Annotated in this window: 25 protein-coding genes; 6 read left to right on the top strand and 19 right to left on the bottom strand. The window is 60.6% G+C overall.

Features of this window, described 5'->3' with window-relative positions:
* The first annotated feature begins 30 nt into the window (after positions 1-30).
* Positions 31-357 carry a thioredoxin gene (gene trxA, locus AC1RO0_RS26680; RefSeq protein ID WP_498595570.1) on the top strand — a complete coding sequence of 109 codons (327 nt, stop codon included), beginning with the start codon at positions 31-33 and terminating at the stop codon, positions 355-357.
* 64 nt (positions 358-421) lie between these two features.
* Here the strand turns inward: trxA and AC1RO0_RS26675 are convergent, their stop codons facing one another.
* From AC1RO0_RS26675 to AC1RO0_RS26630, 10 genes are all read right to left on the bottom strand, one after another.
* Complete coding sequence (locus AC1RO0_RS26675) at positions 422-1,771, bottom strand: bifunctional folylpolyglutamate synthase/dihydrofolate synthase (RefSeq protein ID WP_498595569.1); 1,350 nt, start codon at positions 1,769-1,771, stop codon at positions 422-424.
* 36 nt (positions 1,772-1,807) lie between these two features.
* Positions 1,808-2,719: an acetyl-CoA carboxylase, carboxyltransferase subunit beta gene (accD, locus tag AC1RO0_RS26670; RefSeq protein WP_153369388.1), complete on the bottom strand. Its 912-nt coding sequence runs from the start codon at positions 2,717-2,719 to the stop codon at positions 1,808-1,810.
* A 109-nt stretch (positions 2,720-2,828) separates the two neighbouring features.
* On the bottom strand, positions 2,829-3,668 hold the full coding sequence (gene trpA / locus AC1RO0_RS26665) for a tryptophan synthase subunit alpha (RefSeq protein WP_498595568.1): 840 nt from the start codon (positions 3,666-3,668) through the stop codon (positions 2,829-2,831).
* A gap of 10 nt (positions 3,669-3,678) precedes the next feature.
* The gene (trpB, locus tag AC1RO0_RS26660; protein WP_498595567.1) at positions 3,679-4,893 is read right to left on the bottom strand and encodes a tryptophan synthase subunit beta; all 1,215 of its coding nucleotides are present in this window, start codon (positions 4,891-4,893) and stop codon (positions 3,679-3,681) included.
* A gap of 2 nt (positions 4,894-4,895) precedes the next feature.
* Complete coding sequence (locus AC1RO0_RS26655) at positions 4,896-5,564, bottom strand: phosphoribosylanthranilate isomerase (protein ID WP_047525365.1); 669 nt, start codon at positions 5,562-5,564, stop codon at positions 4,896-4,898.
* 323 nt (positions 5,565-5,887) lie between these two features.
* Positions 5,888-6,649 carry a M48 family metallopeptidase gene (locus AC1RO0_RS26650; protein ID WP_498595566.1) on the bottom strand — a complete coding sequence of 254 codons (762 nt, stop codon included), beginning with the start codon at positions 6,647-6,649 and terminating at the stop codon, positions 5,888-5,890.
* Between the two features lie 91 nt (positions 6,650-6,740).
* Complete coding sequence (locus AC1RO0_RS26645) at positions 6,741-7,187, bottom strand: DUF2852 domain-containing protein (RefSeq protein WP_498595565.1); 447 nt, start codon at positions 7,185-7,187, stop codon at positions 6,741-6,743.
* Between the two features lie 158 nt (positions 7,188-7,345).
* Complete coding sequence (locus AC1RO0_RS26640; RefSeq protein ID WP_498595564.1) at positions 7,346-8,623, bottom strand: polyhydroxyalkanoate depolymerase; 1,278 nt, start codon at positions 8,621-8,623, stop codon at positions 7,346-7,348.
* Between the two features lie 287 nt (positions 8,624-8,910).
* The gene (locus tag AC1RO0_RS26635; RefSeq protein WP_498595563.1) at positions 8,911-9,753 is read right to left on the bottom strand and encodes a fumarylacetoacetate hydrolase family protein; all 843 of its coding nucleotides are present in this window, start codon (positions 9,751-9,753) and stop codon (positions 8,911-8,913) included.
* Between the two features lie 131 nt (positions 9,754-9,884).
* Positions 9,885-11,303, bottom strand: coding sequence for a pyridoxal phosphate-dependent decarboxylase family protein (locus AC1RO0_RS26630; RefSeq protein WP_498595562.1), 1,419 nt, complete (start codon positions 11,301-11,303; stop codon positions 9,885-9,887).
* A gap of 205 nt (positions 11,304-11,508) precedes the next feature.
* Between AC1RO0_RS26630 and AC1RO0_RS26625 the strand changes: the two genes are divergently transcribed.
* A complete protein-coding gene (locus AC1RO0_RS26625; RefSeq protein ID WP_498595561.1) occupies positions 11,509-11,808 on the top strand; it encodes a DUF2218 domain-containing protein in 300 nt (99 codons plus the stop codon).
* A gap of 80 nt (positions 11,809-11,888) precedes the next feature.
* Complete coding sequence (locus AC1RO0_RS26620; RefSeq protein WP_498595560.1) at positions 11,889-12,488, top strand: nitroreductase family protein; 600 nt, start codon at positions 11,889-11,891, stop codon at positions 12,486-12,488.
* Between the two features lie 69 nt (positions 12,489-12,557).
* Here AC1RO0_RS26620 and gyrB read toward each other — a convergent pair whose 3' ends face one another.
* From gyrB to AC1RO0_RS26595, 5 genes are all read right to left on the bottom strand, one after another.
* Positions 12,558-14,993 (bottom strand): DNA topoisomerase (ATP-hydrolyzing) subunit B, encoded by a 2,436-nt coding sequence (gene gyrB, locus AC1RO0_RS26615; protein ID WP_498595559.1) that lies wholly within the window; start codon positions 14,991-14,993, stop codon positions 12,558-12,560.
* 148 nt (positions 14,994-15,141) lie between these two features.
* A complete protein-coding gene (locus tag AC1RO0_RS26610; protein ID WP_498595558.1) occupies positions 15,142-15,507 on the bottom strand; it encodes a helix-turn-helix domain-containing protein in 366 nt (121 codons plus the stop codon).
* The gene (locus AC1RO0_RS26605; RefSeq protein ID WP_498595557.1) at positions 15,504-16,103 is read right to left on the bottom strand and encodes a Smr/MutS family protein; all 600 of its coding nucleotides are present in this window, start codon (positions 16,101-16,103) and stop codon (positions 15,504-15,506) included. Before AC1RO0_RS26605 ends, AC1RO0_RS26610 begins: the two co-directional genes overlap by 4 nt.
* On the bottom strand, positions 16,103-17,221 hold the full coding sequence (gene mltA / locus AC1RO0_RS26600; protein WP_498595556.1) for a murein transglycosylase A: 1,119 nt from the start codon (positions 17,219-17,221) through the stop codon (positions 16,103-16,105). The genes AC1RO0_RS26605 and mltA overlap by 1 nt, the downstream gene beginning before the upstream one ends.
* Positions 17,218-17,919, bottom strand: coding sequence for a Tim44/TimA family putative adaptor protein (locus tag AC1RO0_RS26595; RefSeq protein WP_498595555.1), 702 nt, complete (start codon positions 17,917-17,919; stop codon positions 17,218-17,220). The genes mltA and AC1RO0_RS26595 overlap by 4 nt, the downstream gene beginning before the upstream one ends.
* Before the next feature lie 197 nt (positions 17,920-18,116).
* Here AC1RO0_RS26595 and AC1RO0_RS26590 point away from each other — a divergent pair, with 197 nt between their 5' ends.
* From AC1RO0_RS26590 to AC1RO0_RS26580, 3 genes are all read left to right on the top strand, one after another.
* Positions 18,117-18,653 carry an FxsA family protein gene (locus AC1RO0_RS26590; protein ID WP_498595554.1) on the top strand — a complete coding sequence of 179 codons (537 nt, stop codon included), beginning with the start codon at positions 18,117-18,119 and terminating at the stop codon, positions 18,651-18,653.
* 93 nt (positions 18,654-18,746) lie between these two features.
* Entirely contained in the window at positions 18,747-19,226 is a 480-nt protein-coding gene (gene secB, locus AC1RO0_RS26585) for a protein-export chaperone SecB (RefSeq protein WP_498595553.1), read from the top strand.
* A 145-nt stretch (positions 19,227-19,371) separates the two neighbouring features.
* On the top strand, positions 19,372-20,004 hold the full coding sequence (locus AC1RO0_RS26580) for a LysE family translocator (RefSeq protein WP_498595552.1): 633 nt from the start codon (positions 19,372-19,374) through the stop codon (positions 20,002-20,004).
* Positions 20,005-20,030: 26 nt separating this feature from the next.
* On the opposite strand, the gene dnaQ is transcribed toward AC1RO0_RS26580, so the two are convergent.
* From dnaQ to AC1RO0_RS26560, 4 genes are read right to left on the bottom strand one after another with little or no spacing between them, the layout of a single operon-like run.
* Positions 20,031-20,747, bottom strand: coding sequence for a DNA polymerase III subunit epsilon (gene dnaQ / locus AC1RO0_RS26575; protein WP_498595551.1), 717 nt, complete (start codon positions 20,745-20,747; stop codon positions 20,031-20,033).
* A gap of 1 nt (position 20,748) precedes the next feature.
* Positions 20,749-21,372 (bottom strand): dephospho-CoA kinase, encoded by a 624-nt coding sequence (coaE, locus tag AC1RO0_RS26570; protein WP_498595550.1) that lies wholly within the window; start codon positions 21,370-21,372, stop codon positions 20,749-20,751.
* Positions 21,372-22,229, bottom strand: coding sequence for a shikimate dehydrogenase (locus AC1RO0_RS26565; RefSeq protein ID WP_498595549.1), 858 nt, complete (start codon positions 22,227-22,229; stop codon positions 21,372-21,374). Before AC1RO0_RS26565 ends, coaE begins: the two co-directional genes overlap by 1 nt.
* Complete coding sequence (locus AC1RO0_RS26560; RefSeq protein ID WP_498595548.1) at positions 22,222-22,821, bottom strand: Maf-like protein; 600 nt, start codon at positions 22,819-22,821, stop codon at positions 22,222-22,224. The genes AC1RO0_RS26565 and AC1RO0_RS26560 overlap by 8 nt, the downstream gene beginning before the upstream one ends.
* Between the last annotated feature and the right edge of the window lie 37 nt (positions 22,822-22,858).

Genomic DNA, 22,858 nt, shown 5'->3' with positions numbered 1-22,858 from the left:
CAACCGCGAATCCCGGTAAAGGAGCAGCCTATGGCTACCGTAAAAGTCGATAACGCTAACTTCGCCTCCGAAGTTCTTCAGTCCGCAGAGCCCGTCATCGTTGATTTCTGGGCCGAATGGTGTGGCCCGTGCAAGATGATCGCTCCATCTCTCGAAGAGCTCTCCGAGCAGTTCGAAGGCCAGGTGAAGGTCGCCAAGCTCAATATCGATGAGAACCCGGAACTGGCTGCCCAGTTCGGTGTTCGCTCGATCCCGACGCTTGCCATGTTCAAGGCCGGCGAAGTCGCCGACATCAAGGTTGGCGCCGCGCCAAAATCGGCTCTGGAAAGCTGGATCAAAGGCGCTGCCGCTGCCTGATCAGGTATCGACTGAATGAATCAAAAAGCCCGGCTCGTCCGGGCTTTTTTGTTGGGAATATTCGTTACTTCGGTGGCGTACCGTTGTCGGCGAGAACATCGCCGACGAGATAGAGCGAGCCGCCGATCAGGATGCGCGGCGCCGGCATGTTGGGCACGGCCAGTTCCCTGATTTCGTCCAGCGCCTGGCGGACCGTCGACATCGGCTCGGCCACCAGGCCAGCGTCATAGGCCGAGTTTGCCAGGATGACCGGATCGATCATCGCCTCGCTGCCGCGGATCGGCACGCAATAGACCTTTTCCGCCAGACCCGTGAAGGCCTTGAAATAGCCTAGGGGATCCTTGGTGTTGATCATGCCGATGATCAGGAACAGCGGGCGCGGCTGACGCTCCTCGAAACTGGCCATGGCTTCGGCTATAACCTCGCCAGCGCCGGGATTGTGACCGCCATCGACCCAGATTTCCGCACCTTCCGGGGCATGCGGTAACAGCTCGCCCTCCGTCAGGCGCTGCAGGCGGCCCGGCCATTCGACCGAGATCATCGCCTTTTCCATCATCGCCTCGGTGACGGTAAAGCCCGCCGCCTTGACGGCGCGGATGGCAGCGGCGGCGTTGCCATATTGATGCCGGCCCGGCAGGCGCGGCAACGGCAGGTCGCCAAGGCCGAATTCGTCCTGATAGACGAGCCGACCATATTCCTCATGGGCGGAAAAATCCTGGCCGAAGACGGCGGTCGGGCAGCGCAGGCGCTCGGCGGTCGATATCAGCACGTCGAGCGCCGCGTCATAGTCCTGATGACCGATGACGACAGGCCGGCCGGCCTTCATGATCCCCGCCTTTTCGGCGGCGATCAACTCGACCCGATCTCCAAGATAGGGCTGGTGATCGAGCGAGATCGGCATGATCACCGAAACGGCCGGATCGGAAATGACATTGGTGGCATCGAAACGGCCGCCGAGGCCGACTTCGATGACGGCGGCGTCGGCCGGATGCTCGGCAAACAGGATGAAGGTGGCCGCCGTCAGGATCTCGAAAACCGTGATCTTCTCGCCGCCATTGGCATCGGCGATGCGCCTCAGCACTTCGGCGAAGACCGCGTCATCAACCAGTTCGCCACGGCCGCCCTTGACGCCGATGCGGTAGCGCTCATGCCAGTTGACGAGATGCGGCGAGGTATGAACATGCACGCTGTAGCCGCCCGCTTCGAGAAGCGCGCGGCAGAAGGCCGTCACCGAACCTTTGCCATTGGTGCCGGCGACATGGATCACCGGCGGCAGCTTGTTCTGCGGATTGCCGAGGATGTCGAGAAGGCGGGTGATCCTGTCCAGCGAGAGATCGTAGCCCTTGGGGTGTAGCCCCATCAGCTTGTCGATCTCCTGCGCTGCCTCGCTCACTGCGGATTGATCCATCGCCATCACCCGCACCTCCGCCTTTCGGCCATCCGTTTCAGGTCAGCCGTTCGCCACCAGCGGCGCGGCTGCACCGTTCAGGCTCTTTGCCGACACGTCGTTCGCCGGAGCCTTGGTCAGGATCTTCAGAAGCGTCGCCAGCGTATCGGGGATATCATGACGCTTCACGACCATGTCGACCATGCCATGCTCGAGCAGATATTCCGAGGTCTGGAAGCCTTCCGGCAGCTTTTCGCGGATCGTCTGTTCGATGACGCGCTTGCCGGCAAAGCAGATTTCCGCGCCCGGCTCCGCCAGGTGGACATCGCCGAGCATGGCGTAGGAGGCGGTGACGCCACCCGTTGTCGGGTTGGTCAGGACAACGATATAAGGTTGGCCAGCTTCCTTCAGCATGTCGACGGCAACCGTCGTGCGCGGCAGCTGCATCAGCGACAGAATACCTTCCTGCATGCGGGCGCCGCCCGAAGCCGGGAACATGACCAGCGGGCACTTCTCGGCAATGGCGCGTTCGAACGCCTTGACGATCGCCTCGCCGGCGGCAATGCCGAGCGAACCGCCCATGAAATTGAATTCATGCACCACGGCCACGAGCTTCAAGCCGCGAACTTTGCCGACGCCGGCGACGATCGTGTCTTCCTGGTCGGTCTTGACGCGGCTGTCCTTCAGGCGATCGGTGTATTTCTTCGAGTCGCGGAACTTCAGCGGGTCCTGCGCGACCTTCGGCTGGGCCAAGGCTTCATATTCGCCCTTGTCGAAAAGATCGGCAAGGCGGGCCTTGGCCGGCATCTTCATATGGAAGCCGGAAGCGGGGATGACCCACTTATTGTCTTCCAGATCCTTGTGGAAGACCATCTCTCCGGTCTCCGGGCACTTGATCCAGAGATTTTCCGGCACTTCGCGGCGGCCCAGCATGGAATTGATCCGCGGGCGGACGTAATTGGTGATCCAGTTCAATTCGAAAACTCCTGATCGACTGAATTAATCGATATCGTAGTCGACACCTACTGCGCATAAGCCATTTCTTCAATCTCTTCCGATCGAAGGCCTGTGCTTATGTGGGAAACTATTCGGCGGCAACAAGGCGCGAGGAGCGCGTTCCCGTCGACAGGCCGCGCACCAGCGTCGCAACGGCCTGGATGGTATCGGCGCTGGCCTTGCCGTCCTTGGTCAGGCTGGTGGCGATCTGGTTGACGATCGCCGTGCCGACAACGACGCCATCCGCTGAGGCGCCGATGACCTTCGCGTGCTCGGCCGTCTTGACGCCGAAGCCGACGCAGACAGGCAGTTCAGTATGCTGCTTGATGCGCTTCACGGCGCCTGAGACCAGCGACGGATCCGGCAGGGCGGAACCGGTGATGCCGTTCATCGAGACATAATAGACGAAGCCGGAGGTGTTTTTCAGCACGGTCGGCAGGCGCTTGTCGTCGGTGGTCGGCGTCGCCAGGCGGATGAAATTGATGTCCTTGCGGATCGCCGGGATGCAGAGCTCGTCATCCATTTCCGGCGGCAGATCGACGACGATCAGGCCGTCGATGCCGGCGGCGATCGCGTCATCAAGGAAGGTCTCGACGCCGTAGATGTAGATGGGATTGTAGTAACCCATCAGCACGATCGGCGTCTCGGCGTCCGTCTTGCGGAAATCGACGGCGAGCTGCAGCGTCTTCTTCAGTGTCTGGCCGGCCTTCAGCGCGCGCTGGCCGGCGAGCTGGATCGCCGGGCCATCGGCCATGGGATCGGAAAAGGGCATGCCGAGCTCGATGACATCGGCGCCGGCTTCCGGCAGCGCCTTCATGATGCCGAGCGAGGTGTCATAGTCCGGATCGCCGCCCATGAAATAGGTGACGAGCGCCGGGCGGCCTTCAGCCTTCAGAGCGGCGAAGCGTTTGTCCATACGTGCGGTCATGATGTCTAACTCACATTCCCAAAATCTTGCCGACGGTGAAGATGTCCTTGTCGCCGCGACCGGAGAGATTCATCAGGATGATCTCGTCCTTGCCCATCTTCGGCGCGCGCTTGATGACTTCGGCGAGCGCGTGGCTCGGCTCCAGCGCCGGAATGATGCCTTCAAGCCGCGTCAGCGTCTGGAAAGCTTCCAGCGCTTCATGGTCCATGATCGGCACATATTCTGCGCGGCCGATATCGTTGAGCCAGGAATGTTCCGGGCCGATACCGGGATAGTCGAGGCCAGCCGAAATCGAATGCCCCTCTTTGATCTGGCCGTCGCCGTCCTGCAACAGGTAGGTGCGGTTGCCGTGGAGCACGCCGGGCGAACCGGCGGTGATCGAGGCGCAATGCTCATCGCCCTGCAGGCCCTTACCACCAGCTTCGACGCCGACGATCTTGACGCTCTCGTCATCGAGGAACGGATGAAAGATGCCGATCGCGTTCGAACCGCCGCCGACGGCCGCAATGACGAGATCCGGCAGGCGTCCCTCGGCTTCCAGCATCTGCTGCTTGGCTTCCGTGCCGATCACGGCCTGGAAATCGCGAACCATTTCCGGATAGGGATGCGGGCCGGCGGCCGTGCCGATCAGGTAATAGGTATCGTCGACATTGGTGACCCAATCGCGAAGGGCCTCGTTCATGGCGTCCTTCAGCGTGCCGCTGCCGGCCGTCACCGGAATGACCTCGGCGCCGAGGAGCTTCATGCGGAAAACGTTCGGTGCCTGGCGCTCGACATCGGTCGCGCCCATGTACACGACGCAGGGCAGTCCGAAGCGGGCGGCAACCGTCGCCGAAGCAACGCCGTGCTGGCCGGCGCCGGTTTCGGCGATGATGCGGGTCTTGCCCATGCGCTTGGCGAGCAGGATCTGGCCGATGCAATTGTTGATCTTGTGCGAGCCGGTATGGTTCAGCTCTTCGCGCTTGAAATAGATCTTGGCGCCGCCAAGCTCGGCCGTCAGGCGCTCGGCGAAATAAAGCGGGCTCGGGCGGCCGATATAATGGGTACCGAGCGATTTCAGTTCCGCCTGGAAGGCCGGATCGTTCTTCGCCTTTTCCCATTCTGCCTGTAGATCCAGGATCAGCGGCATCAACGTCTCAGCGACGAAGCGGCCACCATAAATACCGAAACGGCCGTCCTCATCGGGACCGGCGCGGAAGGAATTCAGCTTTGGCGTCTGGTTCACTCTTAACTCCCTGCTGCCGGTTCCGGCAGGCATGCTTCTGCAACAGCGTCGAAAAATTCGTCGATCTTCTTCGGATCCTTCACACCCGGCGCGCTTTCGACGCCGGAGGAGAGATCGATGCCCGTGGCCTTGGTGGATGCCAGTGCCTGGGCGAAATTGTCCTTGTTCACGCCGCCCGACAGCATGTAGTCGACGCGATCGTCGAGCCAACTCATCAAGCTCCAGTCGAAGGACACGCCGTTTCCGCCCGGCAACTCCGAACCGGCCGGCGGCTTGGCGTCGAACAGGAAGCGGTCGGCAATACCAATATAGGCTTCGACCCGCTTCAGATCGTCGGCGTCACGCACCGACATGGCCTTCATCACCGGCAGATTATAGACCGCTTTGATCGTCAGCACACGCTCCGGGCTTTCATTGCCGTGGAGCTGAAGAATATCGGGGCGCACCAGCGAGATGATCTCATCAAGATCGTCATTGGTCGGATTGACCGTTACCGCGACAATCTTCGCCTTGCCGCGAGCACGCTCGGCGAGCTTACCGGCAAGATCCGGCTCGATATAGCGGGGGCTCTTTTCAAAGAAGATAAAACCGACATGCGTGGCGCCGCGCTCAAGCGCACGATCCATAGCTTCCGGCGTTTTCAGACCGCAAATTTTGATATCGGGGTTCATGGCAGCGGAGTGACATGAAAATTAGAAAGAGTCGAGCCTAAACGCGACAAAGGCGGGATTTTTAGGCTCTTCCCATACGCGCCGATTGTTGCCTCCTCCCGGCCATCCTCGCCCTTCGAGGCTTCGCACCTCAGGGTGAGGATGGAGTAAGCATCGTCGCACTAAGCCGGTTCCTGCCGCATGAGGCCAGTTCAATGTATCATCTTGCATGGGGGTAGCCCTCATGGTGAGGCGCGTAGGTTCCTGAGCTTGTCGAAAGGACCGGAACCTCGAACCACGAGGGCGGATGCTTGGTCTCTTATTTCGTGCATCAGGCTATGCGATCAATCGAAATCGATCGCATGCAGGTGGCTGCCATGGCGTTTCAGCCAGGCCTTGGCCTCGTCCATCTCCGGGCAGAGCTTGCGGCAGAGCGCCCAGAAGCGCGGGCCGTGGTTCATTTCGCGCAAATGCGCGACTTCGTGGGCGGCGAGGTAGTCGATCACCAGCGGCGGCGCCATGACGATGCGCCAGGAGAAGCTCAGATTTCCCTCGGACGAGCAGGAACCCCAGCGGCTGCGGGTATCCTTCATGCTGATCGAGGAGACAGGCGCGCGGATCGCTCCCGCATGCACCGCCACCAGTCTTTCCAGATCGGCGCGGGCCTCTTTCTTGAGGAAGGTGGCGATGCGCCGGCCGGCATGTTCCGGCATGCCGCTGACACGCAGGACCGGGATACCGTCGATAATGGTCGCCTCGGTCAGGCCGCGCAGGGTGCCGGTATGCACGATGCGATGGCGGATGCCGCGCAGGAGGATTTCGCCGCCGCTCCTGAGACTGCTTTCGGTGGAGAATTTCGCGAGCTTGGTCAGCAGCCAGCCCTGATGCCGGTCGAGGAAGGCGTTGACCTCGCGTGCCGCCAGACCGCGCGGAATGGTCATCTTCAGCGCCCGTCCGCCGGGCTCGATCCGCAGCGTGATCCGTGTCGCCCGCTCATTCTGGCGGATCGTCAGCGGCATCAGCCGACCAGCCACCTCCAGCGTGCGCGTTTCCGGCGCAGGCGGCTGGGGAGCGGATCGGCGGGATCTGGACAGAAGCGGAAACATGGACAGCAGTTTTATACGATTCGCTCGGGTTTCTGGCAAAGAAAAACCGGCATCACAGGATGCCGGTTTCATGGGTAAGACTGGCTGCCGATTACGGCGTCTGGAATTCCGGAGCCGGGCCGTTATCGTCGTTGCGCTTGACGTTGTTGCGGTCGCGCATGAAGCGGTCGAATTCGTCCTGATCCTTGGCGCGGCGAAGCTCGCGGACATAGGTGTCGAACTCGGCACGCATTTCATTGAGCTTGCGGCGTTCTTCTTCAAGGCGCTCCAGCTCTGCCCGGCGCCAATCGTCGAAGGCGACGTTGCCGGTGGTGAAATGGGCGCGGTGACGGCCACGGTGGCGACCACAGCCGGAGAAGCCGTTGAACACGCCGTCGGCCTTCTCGTTCACATCCCGTTTGAAATCTCTCAGGCGTTCACCGAAGAGAATATAAGCAAGCATGGCGAGACCAAGCGGCCAGAAGACCACGAAGCCAAGCACCATCAGAGCAATGGTGGCCGGAGTCCAATCCGGGCGAAGCAATGCTGACTGGTTCATCGTGAGGTATCCTCGCAGTAAGTCGGTTCGACCACATGCCGAACCGCTGGAATCGAGATGGTTACCTCTTCGCGAGCCTTCAATGGCTTTTGCCGGGGAAATCGGGCAAGTCTTTGAATCCGGCCCGATAATTCAACAAAAGCTAATTCTTTGCAATCTCAGGCGGATTTGCCGCCCTTGATCACGCGCTTGACGACCGGCTTGCCGCTGCGCGCATGCTCGCGGGTGAAGGCAAGAATGCGCGGCGCGATCTCGCGGCGGAAGCGCGAACCGTTGAAGACGCCGTAATGGCCGACATCGGGTTGCAGGTAATGCATCCGCATGTCGTCGGGGATATTCGTGCAGATGGTCTGCGCCGCCCCTGTCTGACCGACGCCGGAAATATCGTCGTTTTCGCCCTCGACCGTCAGCAGCGCGACATTGCGGATCGCCGAGGGATCGACGCGCTGGCCGCGATGCATCAGCTCACCCTTCGGCAACGCATGCTTGATGAAGACCTCATCGACGGTCTGCAAATAGAATTCCGCCGTCAGGTCCATGACCGCCAGATATTCGTCATAGAAATCACGGTGCTTCTCCGCCGGCTCGCCATCATTCTTGACGAGGTGCATGAAGAAGTCCTTGTGGGCGATCATGTGCCGGTCGAGATTCATCGACATGAAGCCGGAGAGCTGCAGGAAGCCGGGATAGACCGGCCGCAGGAAGCCCGGCTGCGGCCAGGGCACGTTCATGACGACATTGTCGGCAAACCAATCCAGCGGCTTGTCCTTGGCGAGCTGGTTGACCGCCGTCGGATTGATGCGCGTATCGATCGGCCCGCCCATCAGCGTCATCGACGCGGGCGACAGCGGGTCGCCAGCCGCTTCCATCACCGCGGCTGCGGCCAGAACCGGCACGGAGGGCTGACAGACGGCGACAACATGAGTGTCGGGGCCGAGATGGTGCAGCATCTCGATGACGTAGTCGATGTAATCCTCGAGATCGAAGGTGCCTTCGGTCATCGGCACCATGCGGGCGTCGATCCAGTCGGTGATATAGACGTCGGCGCTCGGCAACAGCGCTTCGACGGTGCCGCGCAGCAGCGTCGCATAGTGGCCAGACATCGGCGCGACGATCAGGATGCGCGGATCACTGCCATGACCTGCCGGCAGGCTGCGCTCAAAATGGATCAGATTGCAGAAAGGCTTCTTCCAGACGATCTTTTCATGGACCGAAACCGGCTTGCCGTCGATCTGGGTTTCAGGGAGCCCGAATTCCGGTTTGCCATAACGCCGCGTGGTGCGCTCGAACATCTCGAGACTTGCCGTCATCGTGCGGCCAAGCACCGTATGGGAGAGTGGATTGAGCGGATTGGCATAGGCCAAACGCATCATGTCGGCGGCGGCGCGGAACGGCGCCAGGGCGGCATGATTGAGTTCATAAAGCTGATAAAACATCGGAAAGCGTCTCCTCTCGAGAAGCTGGTGCCAAGCCTCGAAAATCAGCGATTTCCAGAAAGCTTAAATGCGCCTTTAAGCGTTACTGCGTCCTCCGCAACGTGCTCCCGGACACGTTACACAATCAGATAACGACCGCTCCCCACGCGTGGTCTTCATCCTTCAAGCCAGAATAGCACCTTTTGCTGCAAGGCAACATCAATTTTGCATCGCACCAACCAGCAAAAATGCCGGGGAACAAGCTCCCCGGCATCCAGAATGGTCTCAAAACCTTAACGCACCGACTATCAGGCGTCGGCGAGGAACGTCTGGCGCTGCGTGCCCAAGCCTTCCATGCCAAGCTCGACGACATCGCCGGCCTTCAGGAACTGCGGCGGCTTCATGCCCATGCCGACGCCGGGAGGCGTGCCGGTGGAGATGACGTCGCCCGGATGCAGCGACATGAACTGGCTGAGGTAGGAGACGAGATAGGCGACGCCATAGACCATGGTCTTGGTCGAGCCGTCCTGCATCGTCTTGCCGTTGACCTTCAGCCACATGCCGAGATTCTGCGGATCGGCGACTTCGTCCTTGGTGACCAGCCAGGGGCCGATCGGGCCGAAGGTGTCGCAGGACTTGCCCTTGGTCCACTGTCCCGAGCGTTCGGTCTGGAACGCACGTTCGGAGACGTCGTGCGAAACGCAATAGCCGGCGACATAATCCAGCGCGTCGGCTTCGCTGACATATTTGGCGGTCTTGCCGATGACGACGCCAAGCTCGACTTCCCAGTCGGTCTTTTGCGAGCCGCGCGGGATCAGCACATTGTCGTTCGGGCCGACGATAGCCGAGGTCGCTTTCATGAAGATGATCGGCTCCGGCGGCACCGTGGCGCCGGTTTCGGCGGCGTGGTCGGAGAAATTCAGGCCGATGCAGATGAACTTGCCGGTGCCGGCGACGCAGGCGCCGAGGCGGCCTTCAGCCAATTCCGGCAGGCTCTTCGGATCGAGCGCGGCGATCTTCGCGAGGCCCGCTGGCGAAATCGCCTCGCCGCCGATATCGGCGACATGCGCGGAGAGATCGCGGATCTTGCCATCGCTATCCAGAAGCGCCGGCTTTTCCTTGCCGGCCGCGCCAACACGCAACAATTTCATAGGTCTTCCTTCCCTGCATTTTAAAAGACGAGATTGATTTCACCATATATGAACGACTTATTCACCAGTGTCATCAATCGATTTCGAAACATAGCACGTCCTGTTTGTCCGCGCCGGAACAACAGCCTTTCCTATGTGGACGGCAAAGATCGCGCAATCTCAACAATCGTCGCAAAGGCCACATCGATATCTTCCGCCGTGGTCTCGAACTGACCGGCCTGAAAACGGATGACCAACCGGCCGCCGACCCGCGTCTGTGTCAGGTAGATGCGGCCGTCATTGTTGATCGCAGCAACCAGGCGCTGGGTATGGCTCTCCTGATCGACACCGTCGGGCGCCCTGTGATCAAAGGAGAACAGCGACAGGAACGGCTCCGTGACGATCTCGAAATCCGGCTCCGCCGCCAGACGCTGAGCCAGATTTTGCGACCAGGCCACATGATTGCGGATCATCGCCCGCAAGCCTTCAAGCCCATGATATCGCAGCAAGAACCAGAGCTTCAACGCACGAAAACGGCGGCCGAGCGGCACCGACCATTCGGAATAATTGGTGATACCGTCATGACCGTGGGTGCGCAGGAATTCCGGATGGATCGCCAGCGTCCGCACCAGCGATTCCGGCTCGCGGATGAACTGTACCGAGCAATCGAACTGGGCGCCGAGCCATTTATGCGGATTGAAGACGATGGAATCGGCCTGCTCGACGCCTTGCCATAGCGTGCGGAATTCCGGGCAGATCATCGCCGAACCGGCCCAGGCCGCGTCGACATGCACATAGAGACCGTGAGCGTGCGCGACATCGACAACCGCGGCAATATCGTCGCAAGCACCGATGCTGGTGCCCCCGACACAGGCGATCACGCCGGCCGGCAGCAGGCCCGCGGCACGATCCCGCTCGATCGCGGCCAACAGCGCCTGCGGATCCATGGCACTGTTCGGGCCGCTAGAGGGGATGCGGACCAGGTTGTCAGCCCCGATGCCGGATATCCAGATGGCGCGATCGATCGAAGTGTGGACCTGATCTGTGCAATAGATCCGCACCGTCTTGTTGGCCGTGAGACCTTGTTTGTTACCCTGCCAGTCGAGCGACTTTTCGCGCATCACCAGCACGGCAGCAAGCGTCGCCGTCGAGGCGGAATCCTGGATGACGCCGGTGAAACTATTCGGAAGGCCGAGCGCCTGCCGCAGCCAGTCGACGACCTTGGTTTCCAGTTCTGTGGCCGATGGCGAAGTCTGCCAGAGCATGCATTGGGCGGCGATGGCGCTCACCAGATATTCGGCGACAACCGAGACCGGAGCCGCATTGGCGGGGAAATAGGCGAAAAAGCGCGGATGCTGCCAATGGGTCATGCCGGGCACGAGGATATCCTCGAAATCCCTGAAGATATCCTCCATGGATTCGCCGGATTCAGGTGGAGAATCAGCAATATGCGCCGCAATCTCGCCAGGCGCCGTCTGTGCCCTGACCGGCCGCTCACGGAGCGATGCGCGATAATCCGCGCCCCAATCCGCCGCCTTTTCCGACCAGCGCCGAAACTCCTCCCAGTCCATGAAGGCCTCCGTTCCACCGAAACGAGGCGGACCTTAGACCGGTTTTAGGAGATGGTCGAGTATCAGAAAAGCGCGATAGCTGGCCACCGCCGAGATCGGCTATCCTTAAAATAACGGAATGTTGAAGCAGACTGTCTACCTGGCCGAGCCGGATGCGACTATGTAGGAAAACCTGTCGTTCAAATTCCAGTTATTGGAGTGCCGCATGCCCACCTCCGTTTCCTCCGTGAAAACCGATCATGCCAGCCGCTATCTGCAGCAGCTCTGCAAGCATTGGAGCCACAAGTTCACCATCGAATTCAACGAGACCGCCGGCACGGTGCCCTTCAACCCCGAGACCTCGCTTGAATTGGCGGCAAATGCCTCCTCGCTGCTGATGACCCTGCATGTCGAGAATCCGCAGGACCTCGACCGCATGCAGAACGTCGTTGCCGATCACCTGAAGCGCTTCGCCTTCCGCGAGGAACTCGACGTGGTCTGGACTGCGGATGCGAGCAAGGTATAGATTTCACGCGTATCCCCCAGGGCTTGTCGTCGACCCTTCCCACAGTTCCACGACAGCCTCCTTCAGATGAAAGACCCCTCATGACATCCAGCAACAACCGCGAATCGCAATATCCGATCGACAAGCTCTTCCTCGACCGTTGGTCGCCGCGTGCCTATTCCAACGAAACCATGCCGGAATCAGACCTGCTGACCATTCTGGAGGCCGCGCATTGGGCGCCGTCCGCCTCGAATCTGCAGCCCTGGCGCTTCGTCTATGCGCTCCGCGGCTCGGAAAACTGGGACAAGTTTCTGAGCCTGCTGATCGAATTCAACCAGGGCTGGGCCAAGTCCGCCTCCGCCCTGCTTTTCGTCGTCTCGCGCACGCATGGCGGTGAGCTTGGTTCGGCCGAGCAGAAGCCGAACTACAGCCACACCTTCGATGCCGGCACCGCCTGGGGCTTCCTGGCGATCCAGGCGCATCTGGCCGGCTACGAGGCGCATGGCATGGGCGGTTTCCATGTCGAGAAATCCTATGAGGTTCTCGGCATTCCGGACGGCTTCCGCGTCGAAGCCGCTGTGGCGATCGGCAAGATCGGCGACAAGAACCAGCTTCCGGAAAAGCTTCGGGAACGCGAAACCCCGAACGACCGCAAGCCACTTTCAGAAGTTGCCTTCAACGGCACCTTCATCGCCAAGTAATTGATCTCAAAATGAAAAGGCCCGCCTGAAAACCAGGCGGGCCTTTTTCGTTCGTCGGTATTCCGACGATCAGATATCGAGGTTTGCGACGTTCAGCGCATTGTCCTGAATGAATTCGCGCCGCGGCTCGACTTCATCGCCCATGAGGCGGGCAAACAGGCCATCGGCGTCGGTCGCGTCGGGAACCCTCACCTGCAGCAGCGAGCGTGCGTTCGGATCGAGCGTCGTTTCCCAGAGCTGTTCGGCATTCATCTCGCCGAGACCCTTGTAGCGCTGCATGGTGAGACCCTTGCGGCCGGCGGCAAACACCGTTTCCAGCAACATGCCCGGGCCGGAAATCTCCGTCTCGCCATCCCGGCGCGCAAGCTTCGGCGGCTGGTCGTAGACGTCCTTGAGGCGCGAGCCGACCTGATCGATCAGGCGCGCATCCTGGGAACCAATCAGCGCCATGTCGAGAACGACGACTTCCTTGACGCCGCGCACTATGCGCTCGAAACGCAGGCCGCCTTCGCCGGTCACGGCACCGGTCCAGCCACGTTCGGTTTCCTCGGCAATGATATCGAGTCGTCTGGCGACATCCTTCACCAGACCTTCGGCACTCGCCGGGTCGCTGACGAGTTCGGCGTTAAGAGCGCCGGCAATCGCCGCCTGTTCGACGACAGCGCGATTATAGCGCGAATGCAGATTGCCGAGCAGCGTGCGCAGGCGCAGGGCATCGAAGATCAGTTCGCGCAGATCCTCGCCGGCGCGGACTTCACCGGTGCCGAGCCGCAGGCTGGCATCGTCCAGACCCTGGCCGATCAGATATTCCTCGAACGCCTTTTCATCCTTCACGTATTGCACCGACTTGCCGCGCGTCACCTTATAGAGCGGCGGCTGGGCGATGTAGAGATGGCCGCGCTCGATGAGATCGGGCATTTGGCGGAAGAAGAAGGTGAGCAGCAGCGTGCGAATATGGGCGCCGTCGACATCGGCGTCCGTCATGATGATGATCTTATGATAGCGCAGTTTGTCGGCGTTGAACTCGTCCTTGCCAATACCGGTGCCGAGTGCGGTGATCAGCGTACCGATTTCCTGGCTCGACAGCATCTTGTCGAAGCGAGCGCGCTCGACATTGAGGATCTTGCCGCGCAGCGGCAGGATCGCCTGGTTTTCGCGCGAACGGCCCTGTTTGGCCGAACCACCTGCCGAGTCGCCCTCGACGAGGAAGACTTCGGACTTGGCCGGATCGCGTTCGGAGCAATCCGCGAGCTTGCCGGGTAGCGATGCGATATCGAGGGCACCCTTGCGCCGGGTCAGTTCACGCGCCTTGCGGGCGGCTTCGCGGGCAGCCGCAGCTTCGACAACCTTGCCGACCAGCACCTTGGCATCGGCCGGATGTTCTTCCAGCCAGGTGCCGAGCGCCTCGTTGACGAGGCTTTCGACCACGGGGCGGACTTCCGAGGAAACCAGCTTGTCCTTGGTCTGCGAGGAGAATTTCGGGTCCGGCACCTTCACCGACAGCACCGCCGTCAGACCTTCGCGGCAATCGTCGCCGGTCAGCGTCACCTTTTCCCTTTTGGTGATGCCCGATGACTCACCGTAGGAGGTGATCTGGCGGGTCAGAGCGCCACGGAAGCCGGCCATATGTGTGCCGCCGTCGCGCTGCGGGATGTTGTTGGTGAAGCAGAGTACGTTTTCGTGGTAGCTGTCGTTCCACCACATCGCCACTTCGACGGTGATGCCGTCCTTTTCGCTGCGGATGGCGACCGGCTTGTCGACCAGCGGCTTCTTGGCGCGGTCGAGATACCTGACGAAAGCCTCAAGACCGCCGTCGTAGAGCATCTCTTCCTGCCTGACGTCGGAATGGCGCTTGTCGGTGAGCAGGATGCGGACGCCGGAATTGAGGAACGCGAGCTCGCGCAGGCGATGCTCCAGCGTGCTATAGTCGAATTCCGTCATGGTGAAGGTTTCCGAGCTCGGCATGAAGCTGACTTCAGTGCCGGTCTCGCTGCCGGCATCGCCCGTCACTTTCAGCGGCGCATCGGCGACGCCGTGCGTAAAGCTCATTTCATTGATCCTGCCCTGACGGCGGATCTTCAGCTTCAGCCAGACGGACAGAGCGTTGACGACGGAGACACCGACGCCGTGCAGACCACCGGAGACCTTGTAGGAGTTCTGGTCGAACTTACCGCCGGCATGCAGCTGGGTCATGATGACTTCAGCCGCCGAGATGCCTTCACCGGTATGGATATCCGTCGGGATGCCGCGACCATTGTCGGTGACCGTCACCGAACCATCCGGATTGAGCGTGACGGTGACGAGATCGGCATAGCCGCCGAGCGCTTCATCGATGGCGTTGTCGACGACTTCGTAAACCATGTGATGCAGACCGGAACCATCATCCGTGTCGCCGATGTACATGCCGGGCCGTTTGCGTACGGCATCAAGACCCTTCAGAACCTTGATGCTGTCTGCGCCATACTCGGCATTGCCGTCGTTTTCGGTTACGGATATGTCGGTCATTTATTGAAGTCTTTCCAGTGTTTTAGAGAACACCGCCGATCGTTAACGAATCAGCAGTTTTTCTTTCCCTGAATATAGGATGTTTCGTCCGCAACTTCCAAACGGAAGGCCCCTATATGGGGTATAAAACAGGGGATTAAGGCGGTTTTCAGCCCCTTTTTCCGGCATTTTCCAGAACCAGGGACAGTTCCCTGATGGTGGTCGCGTCGAGATTGCGAATCCGGTCCGCCAGGCGGTTGACAAAGGCCGTATATTCCGGTGCCAGACCCGAGGTATCGACCACGACGCGCGGGTCGGAGAAGCGCGCCAAAAGGAACAATTCCTCGGCCTCATCCCAGATGATGTTGAAATATCCGGCGATGCGCTGCAAGAGATCAAAGGTCGGCGTGCCGCGCTTTCCATGCTCCAGGGCGGATAGATAGGCGGGCGTCACATTCAGTGCCGCCGCCATGTCCTTTTGCGAGACACCCTTGCGTGCCCTCAGTTTCCGGACCGCTTCGCCGAAGGGGGTCACGGCCTGTCCCCCTTCGGCCGCGACAGGCGGATATAGAGGGCGCCGTCGCCGCCATGGTGCTGCGCCGCCGTTTCGTAGGAGGAAATCAGGAAGCGGAATTCCGGCTTGGAGAACCACAGCGGCACGGCACGCTTCAAGGCGCCGTCGCTGCCCATGGAGCTGCCCTTGCCGGTGATGACGAGCACATGGCGAAGACCACGCTCATGCGCCCGGAACAAGAAGTCCAGAAGCATCACATGCGCCTCGCTCTGGATCAGTCCATGCAGGTCGATGCGCGCCTCCAGCGCCAGCCGCCCCTTGGCGATCTTGCGCTTGACGGGGCGCTCCAGCGGATGATGCGTGCCGGAGGGCTGTTTTGTTGGTGCCGGCGAAAGTTGCGGATCGACGGGTGCCGGAGCGACCCTTGCCTTTTCGGCGCGCGCGGTCTCCTCCGCCTTGGCCTCTGCCGCCAGAACCTCGTCGAACGATTCCATGTCGGCCTGTCGCCCGGGCATGGGCCGGGTGCTTTTCGCCACCTTGCCCCAAAGCACACGCTCATCCGTGCTGAGCTTTCGTTCCTTGCTTTTGCCTTCTGGGCTTTTGCGTTCTGGGGCCATCAGCCAAACCTCTGAGCTGCCGCCTTCGGAACCAATATATAAAAATCCGCATCGTTGCGCACGGTACCGGCGAGCTCTCCTGCATCGTAGCCCGAACCGGTGAAGATATCGCCACGCGCCGGACCGACGATCGCCGAACCGGTGTCGAGCGCCAGCATCAGCCGCCCGAAGGGTTGGCCGGCGTCGAGATGGGTCAGGCTTTCCGACTGGATGAAGAAGGGAAAGCCGAAGGTGTGGATCAGCCGGTCGACCGCCAGCGAACGGCCGGCAACCAGCGGCACCTTCGCCGCCGCGATCGGCCCGAGCGCGGGATCGCTGACATCAGCCTCGCGGAAAAAGATATAGGACCGGTTATGCCACAGAACCTCGTCGACCTCTTGCGGATGGGCGTAGAGCCAATCGCGGATCGTCTGCATCGAGATTGTGGCACGGTCGAGCAGGCCGCGCTCGATCAGCAGGCGGCCAACGGCCGAGAAAGGGTGGCCGGCCTTGGCGGCATAGGTGATGCGGCCCATGTGCCCATCGGGATAGCGCAGCCTCGCAGCGCCCTGCACATGCACGAAGAAGACATCGACCTTGGACTTCGCCCAGGCGATCTCCAGGCCCCTGCCCTCCAGATAGCCGCGATCGATCTCGCCCCGGTCGGGATAGGCGGAAATCACCCCATCCTTCAACCTGCCGAACATATAGGATGGATCCAACTCGGCGGGCCTGTTGGCATCGTCAAGATCGATCAGATCATCCGGCCGGCGATAGAAGGGATAGCGATAGGTCTCGTCCGGTGTTGCGGAAACGGCAATTTCCGGCTCGAAAAAGGCGGTGACGAAACCTTTGGTGCCATCGCCGCGGCGAATGAAGAAGGGCTGGCAGCGCTCCTCGAAGAAGGCGCGGGCTTCGGCCGCGTCACTTGGCTCGTAACCTTCGGCATCGTCAAGCAAGGTCAAAAGATCATCGACAGTCAGGCCGGCGGCACCGGTGCGATAAGGCTTTACATCGCGGACATGGGTCCGACAGTCCCGCATGGCACGAAAAAGGCTGGAGGGATCATCATCCCCCCAGCCCTTCAGATCGGCGAAGGCTGCCGGCTCCAGCCTGAAATCCTTCGATGCGGTCGTCATTGTTCGGATTCGGTCGCCACGAGTTTCCAGTTGGGGTCGCGCGAACGGCTGTCGCGGGCAAAGGTCCAGACATCGCTAATTTCGGCCACGGTTTCGGCATCGCCATCGATCAGCGTGCCTGCCTTGTCGTAGGTCGCCGAAATCATCTGGCTGACGATACGCATCGTCACCGTGGCTTCCGTATCCTTCATCTCGGCGCTGACGATATCGGCCTTGTCGATGCCGACGAAGGTGGACTTTACCTTTTCGCCCTTGGCCTCGCGATCGGTGATGGCGGCATCGAAGCCTTCATAGACCTCGCGCGACAGCAGACCCTTCAGCGCGTTGCGATCACCATCGGCAAAAGCCATGACGATCATCTCGTAAGCCATGCGGGCGCCATTAACGAACTCCTTCGGGCTGAAGCTCGGATCCGCCTTGTTCAATTCGCGCAGCGAATCATTGAGCGGCGTGCCGGCTGCCGTGAAGGCGTCGATGGCGGCGAAGCGGTCCTCATCCTCGGTCGCATCGCGGCGCGGCAAGGTTACCACCTTGCCGGCATCCGGCGCATTCGGGCCAGCGGCCTGATCGGGCGAACCATAGAGATCGCGCGGCGGCTTCTCATTCCCCGTGCGGCGGCCAAGGACGCTGCGCAACTGAAAGAAAATCAGCACCGCTGCCACCAGGAAAAAGATCGTCACAAAGTCGTTTGCACCCATCTCGTGTCGGAACCACCATTAAAATTAAGAGTTTCATTCCCCATATAGTCTGCATCCATCTATCATTCAAATGGCGGACCGGTATCTTTATTACATGCGATGAACTAACGCTTTAGCATGATCCCCTAAAGTGTGACGCGGTTTTCGAGCCAAATCATGCTAAGTCAGAGATACGCCCGCTTCCAGGACACCGTAACATGCGCCTATCCCTTGTACCTATCTTCGTCTTTCTGATGCCGCTTGCCGAAATCGCCGGATTTATCATCGTCGGCAAAATGCTCGGCGTGTGGGCAACATTGGCGCTGGTCATCCTGAGTGCCGTTCTCGGCGCGGCCCTTCTTAGAATTCAGGGCATCGGCATTCTGCAGCGCATTTCGGCCGAAAGCCGCAATGGCGGCGATCCGGGCCGCGAAATGGTGCATGGCGCGATGATCGTCGTTGCCGCCTTTCTGTTGATGCTCCCCGGCTTCCTTTCCGACATTATCGGCCTGTTGCTCTTCATTCCGGCCGTACGCGAGCTCGCCTGGAAGGTCCTGCGCAAGCGCATCGTCGTTCTGGGCAGCACGCGCCCGTTCAGGCGCGGCCCCGGGCGAGGACCGAGCGCAAGTGCGGGTCCCGGCCCCGAACCCCGGCCGGCCGGGCCTGGACGGGTCGTCGATCTCGACGAGACCGATTTCCATCGCGAGCCCAATCGCAACTCACCCTGGTCTGACCGCAAACGCCTTGAAGAGTAGGCCAAAGAGGCCAGGCTCGCCTGAGCCTCGAGGGTTGTAAGCCCTTATTCGAAATGCTAGATGGCGACACCTATTGACGTCAGAGGAAACCCCATGGCCAACGAAAACAGCAACGGCGCAGCCAGCCCGAGCCTTACCATCCTTGCTCAATACACCAAGGATCTTTCCTTCGAAAATCCAGGTGCACCGCGCTCGCTGCAGGCCCGGGAAAACGCTCCCGATATCAACATCAACGTCAACGTCAACGCCAATCCGCTGTCGGATTCCGATTTCGACGTCGTGCTGACGCTGAATGCCGACGCCAAGGACGGCGACCGGGTTCTCTTCCATACCGAGCTGGTTTACGGCGGCGTCTTCCGCGTCACCGGCTTCCCGCAGGAACATATGCTGCCGCTGCTCTTCATCGAGTGCCCGCGCCTGCTGTTCCCCTTTGCCCGTCAGATCATTGCCGACATCACCCGCAATGGCGGTTTCCCGCCGCTGATGATCGACCCGATCGATTTCGCGCAGATGTTCACGCAGCGCATGGCCGAAGAGCAGGCCCGCGCCCAGGTGTCGTCGGTTCCGAACTAAGCTTTCGGTCAATTCCATCGATGGAAATGAAAATGCCCGGATCAATGTCCGGGCATTTTTCGTTCGCAGACCACGCCAGGCATGACTTGCCATTCCAGCGAAATTTGCTAGACGGGAATTCCGGCTCCATCCGAAGGGAAGACTTATGCCGGATCTCTCCACACTTGCACTTTTTGCCGCCGCCGCCGTGGTTCTCACCGCCACGCCCGGCCCCGATATGCTGCTCATCGCGTCGCGCAGCGTCAGCCAGGGGCGGGCCGCGGGTTTCGTGACGTATGCGGGCATTGCGCTCGGCACATACTGCCATGCTCTGGCCGCAGCACTCGGCCTCTCGCAGCTCTTCATGACCGCGCCGATCGCCTATGAGATCGTGCGTTGGGCCGGCTGCGCCTATCTTCTTTTTCTAGCGTACAAAACGATCCGCTCGAAAGCATCGAGCTTTTCTCCGACATCGGCGCTGAAACAGCTTTCGAACAAGCGGATTTTCACGGAGGGCCTAGCGACCAATCTCCTGAACCCGAAAATGGTGCTGTTCGTCCTTGCCCTGTTCCCCCAGTTCGTCAGCCCCCAGGGTGGGTCAATGATCGGGCAGATGCTTTTGCTCGCGACGATCTTGAACGGGATCGGTTTTTTTGTGAATGGCTCGGTGATCCTGGTCGGCAGCCATATCCGCGCCCGCCTTGCTGGTTTTTCCCGGTTCCCGAAACTGCCGCAATATCTTCTGGCGACTGTATTCACGGGGCTGGCCTGCCGGCTCGCTCTGGGAACCAGGGCCTAGCGCTATTGAGTGCTTGAGATATTCCCTCAGTTCGAGGCGCGGTATTTCGACCAGATGCCTTTTTCGCCGAGCTTGGCAACCAGGGCGGCGTGAGCGGCTTCTTCAGTCTCGCTCACCCTGCCCGGCAAGGGCTGAGGCCGCGCCAGAATATCCTCGACGACCTCTTCCACATCGTCATTCCGACGGGAACGCGCGGACGAACCGTTGCTGCTGCCAAGCCCGAGCGCCGTCTGCCGGCCGCCGATCATTTCGATGTAGACTTCGGCCAGAAGTTCGGAGTCGAGCAGCGCGCCGTGGCGGGTACGGTGGGAATTGTCGATGCCGTAACGACGGCAGAGCGCATCCAGCGAGTTCGGACCCATCGGATGCTTGCGCCGCGCCATGGCCAGCGTATCGATGACCATGTCGGGCAGGATCGGCGGCCGGCCGAGCCGGTTAAATTCGGCATTGACGAAGCCCATGTCGAAGGTGGCATTGTGGGCGATCCACTTGGCGCCTTCGAAAAAGGCGAGGATCTCGTCGGCGACGTCGGCAAAGGGCGGCTTGTCCTTCAGGGATTCGTCGGTGATGCCGTGCACGGCCAACGCATCCGGATGAACCTTGCGGTCGCCGGGATTGATAAAGAGATGCAGGGTCTTGCCGGTCGGAAAGTGATTGAAGAGCTCGATGCCGCCGATTTCGATGATGCGGTCTGCCCTGTTGTCGAGCCCGGTGGTTTCCGTATCGAAGATGATTTCGCGCATGTCAGGGCTCTCCGCCTGTGGGTCCGTCGTTCACCGGTTGGTGCCGGAGGTCCGCTATGATCACTCTTATCTGCTCTCGCGTCGTGTCGAGGCTGTGGCTGGTATCGATGATGTAATCAGCCCGAGCCCGCTTCTCCGCATCCGGCGTCTGGCGGGAGAGAATCATATTGAATTTTTCCTCCGTCATGCCCGGCCGGGCAAGCACTCTTTCTCTCTGAACCTGTGGATCGCAGCTGACGACGACGATCCTGTCGACCCTCTTGTCCGCGCCGGTCTCGAACAGCAGCGGAATATCCAGCACGACGATATCGGCGCCGGCGGCACGCTGACGGTCCAGAAATATCCATTCGCGCTGCCGCACCAGCGGATGAACTATCGCCTCCAGGCGCTTGAAACCGGAGGGATCGAGCCCCAATTGCCGGCCAAGCTCCTGCCGGTCGACGGTTCCGTTCTTCGTCGTCCCCGGAAAAGCGGCCTCGATCAGGGGAACGGCTTCACCGCTGTCACTATAAAGATCATGCACCACCGCATCGGCATCGTTGACGGGGATACCGGCCTCGGCAAACAGCTTGCCCGAGGTCGACTTTCCCATGCCGATCGAACCGGTGAGGCCAACACGTATCATCAGTGCTTATCCATATCGGCGATAATCAGTGCCCGCAGCGCCTCGTCGACCACTGGGCGCTTGCCGAACCATGTCTCGAAACCGGGCACGGCCTGATGCAGCAGCATGCCGAGACCATCGACAGTGGCGAAGCCCTGTTCCTCGGCCTGGGCCAGCAACGGGGTTTTCAACGGCACATAGACGATGTCGGTGACGACGGCATTTTCAGCGAGCGGCGAAAAATCGATTGTCGGCGCAACCTCGTTTTCCATGCCGAGCGAGGTGGTGTTGACGAAGAGACCGGCGATGCGCATCACCTCGCCCAGCGCCGCCATGGGATGGGCATGGACATGCGCGCCAAAACGATCGGACAGTTCTTGCGCCCGCTCGACGGTGCGGTTGACGACATGGATCTCGTTGACGCCACGGTCGCGCACCGCCTGGATGACGGCGCGGCTGGCACCACCTGCACCAAGGATCACTGCCCTATCAGTCCGATCCCAACCGGGATGACGCTCGTCGAGATTGGCCGTGAAACCACGACCATCCGTGTTGGTCGCATGCAGCAGCCCGTCCTCAAGCCAGAGCGTGTTCGACGCGCCGAGTTCCTCGGACAATTCATCCGGCCGATCCGCCAGCTTGAAGGCGATCTCCTTGTGCGGGATCGTCACATTGCCGCCGACGAAGGCGCTCGAACGGTCTTTCAGGGCCGTAATAAAGGCCGGAAAATCATCCGGCGTCACTTCGACAGCACGATAGCTGCCCGCAAGATCGAGCGTACGCAGCCAGTAGCCATGGATCAGCGGGGAGCGCGAATGCTTGACGGGATAGCCGGTGACGAAGGCATTCGGGCTGTGTGTTTCACGTGAATCACCCATCGATCGCCCCCAATTCGCGTAGTTTTTGCAGCAGCGGCAGCATCGGCAATCCCAGAATGGTGAAATAATCACCGTCGATTTTAGAGAAGAGCTGGATCCCCTCACCCTCGAGCTGATAGGCGCCGACGCTCGACAATGCCTTGTCGCCGACGCGGGTCAGATGACGATGGATGAAATCAGCGGAGAGATCGCGCACCGTCAGTTCGGCGTGGGACACATGCTCCCAGATGATATCGCCATTCAGCGCCAACGCGATGCCGCTGTTCAGGCGGTGGGTCTTGCCGGACAGGCTCCGCAGATGGCCCTCCGCCTCCGCCATCGTCTTCGGCTTGTGGAAGACCTGGCTGCCGAGCGACATGGTCTGATCCGAGCCGATGACAAGCGATCCCGGAAAGCGGTCGCTCACCTCTTTCGCCTTGGCCTTGGCCAGCACCAGCGCCACGGCGTCCGGTCCTGCTCCATCCCGCTCCAACGGCGCCTCGATTACACGCTCGTCGATATCAGCCGCAATCGCCTGGAAATGCAGGCCGGCATTTTCCATCAGCATCCGCCGGAACGGGCTGGAAGAGGCAAGGATGAGCGGCGTTGTCATGATCGGACGAACCTTGGAAATAGAATGCTATGCAGCG

It is taken from the genome of Rhizobium sp. GW821-FHT14E12 (assembly GCF_058803745.1).
The sequence above is the reverse complement of the archived record's forward strand: the minus strand, read 5'-3'. Positions and strand labels throughout refer to the sequence as shown.

Excerpts from the sequence above, each read along its gene's own strand:
- AC1RO0_RS26560 (WP_498595548.1), bottom strand. The coding sequence starts at position 22,821 with ATGACAACGCCGCTCATCCTTGCCTCTTCCAGCCCGTTCCGGCGGATG.
- dnaQ (WP_498595551.1), bottom strand. The coding sequence starts at position 20,747 with ATGCGCGAAATCATCTTCGATACGGAAACCACCGGGCTCGACAACAGG.
- AC1RO0_RS26635 (WP_498595563.1), bottom strand. The coding sequence starts at position 9,753 with ATGAAATTGTTGCGTGTTGGCGCGGCCGGCAAGGAAAAGCCGGCGCTT.
- AC1RO0_RS26625 (WP_498595561.1), top strand. The coding sequence starts at position 11,509 with ATGCCCACCTCCGTTTCCTCCGTGAAAACCGATCATGCCAGCCGCTAT.
- coaE (WP_498595550.1), bottom strand. The coding sequence starts at position 21,372 with ATGATACGTGTTGGCCTCACCGGTTCGATCGGCATGGGAAAGTCGACC.
- AC1RO0_RS26580 (WP_498595552.1), top strand. The coding sequence starts at position 19,372 with ATGCCGGATCTCTCCACACTTGCACTTTTTGCCGCCGCCGCCGTGGTT.
- AC1RO0_RS26590 (WP_498595554.1), top strand. The coding sequence starts at position 18,117 with ATGCGCCTATCCCTTGTACCTATCTTCGTCTTTCTGATGCCGCTTGCC.
- AC1RO0_RS26645 (WP_498595565.1), bottom strand. The coding sequence starts at position 7,187 with ATGAACCAGTCAGCATTGCTTCGCCCGGATTGGACTCCGGCCACCATT.
- AC1RO0_RS26605 (WP_498595557.1), bottom strand. The coding sequence starts at position 16,103 with ATGGCCCCAGAACGCAAAAGCCCAGAAGGCAAAAGCAAGGAACGAAAG.
- AC1RO0_RS26675 (WP_498595569.1), bottom strand. The coding sequence starts at position 1,771 with ATGGCGATGGATCAATCCGCAGTGAGCGAGGCAGCGCAGGAGATCGAC.
- gyrB (WP_498595559.1), bottom strand. The coding sequence starts at position 14,993 with ATGACCGACATATCCGTAACCGAAAACGACGGCAATGCCGAGTATGGC.
- AC1RO0_RS26595 (WP_498595555.1), bottom strand. The coding sequence starts at position 17,919 with ATGGGTGCAAACGACTTTGTGACGATCTTTTTCCTGGTGGCAGCGGTG.
- AC1RO0_RS26630 (WP_498595562.1), bottom strand. The coding sequence starts at position 11,303 with ATGGACTGGGAGGAGTTTCGGCGCTGGTCGGAAAAGGCGGCGGATTGG.
- trxA (WP_498595570.1), top strand. The coding sequence starts at position 31 with ATGGCTACCGTAAAAGTCGATAACGCTAACTTCGCCTCCGAAGTTCTT.
- trpA (WP_498595568.1), bottom strand. The coding sequence starts at position 3,668 with ATGACCGCACGTATGGACAAACGCTTCGCCGCTCTGAAGGCTGAAGGC.
- secB (WP_498595553.1), top strand. The coding sequence starts at position 18,747 with ATGGCCAACGAAAACAGCAACGGCGCAGCCAGCCCGAGCCTTACCATC.
- AC1RO0_RS26640 (WP_498595564.1), bottom strand. The coding sequence starts at position 8,623 with ATGTTTTATCAGCTTTATGAACTCAATCATGCCGCCCTGGCGCCGTTC.
- AC1RO0_RS26650 (WP_498595566.1), bottom strand. The coding sequence starts at position 6,649 with ATGTTTCCGCTTCTGTCCAGATCCCGCCGATCCGCTCCCCAGCCGCCT.
- AC1RO0_RS26565 (WP_498595549.1), bottom strand. The coding sequence starts at position 22,229 with ATGGGTGATTCACGTGAAACACACAGCCCGAATGCCTTCGTCACCGGC.
- AC1RO0_RS26620 (WP_498595560.1), top strand. The coding sequence starts at position 11,889 with ATGACATCCAGCAACAACCGCGAATCGCAATATCCGATCGACAAGCTC.
- mltA (WP_498595556.1), bottom strand. The coding sequence starts at position 17,221 with ATGACGACCGCATCGAAGGATTTCAGGCTGGAGCCGGCAGCCTTCGCC.
- AC1RO0_RS26655 (WP_047525365.1), bottom strand. The coding sequence starts at position 5,564 with ATGAACCCCGATATCAAAATTTGCGGTCTGAAAACGCCGGAAGCTATG.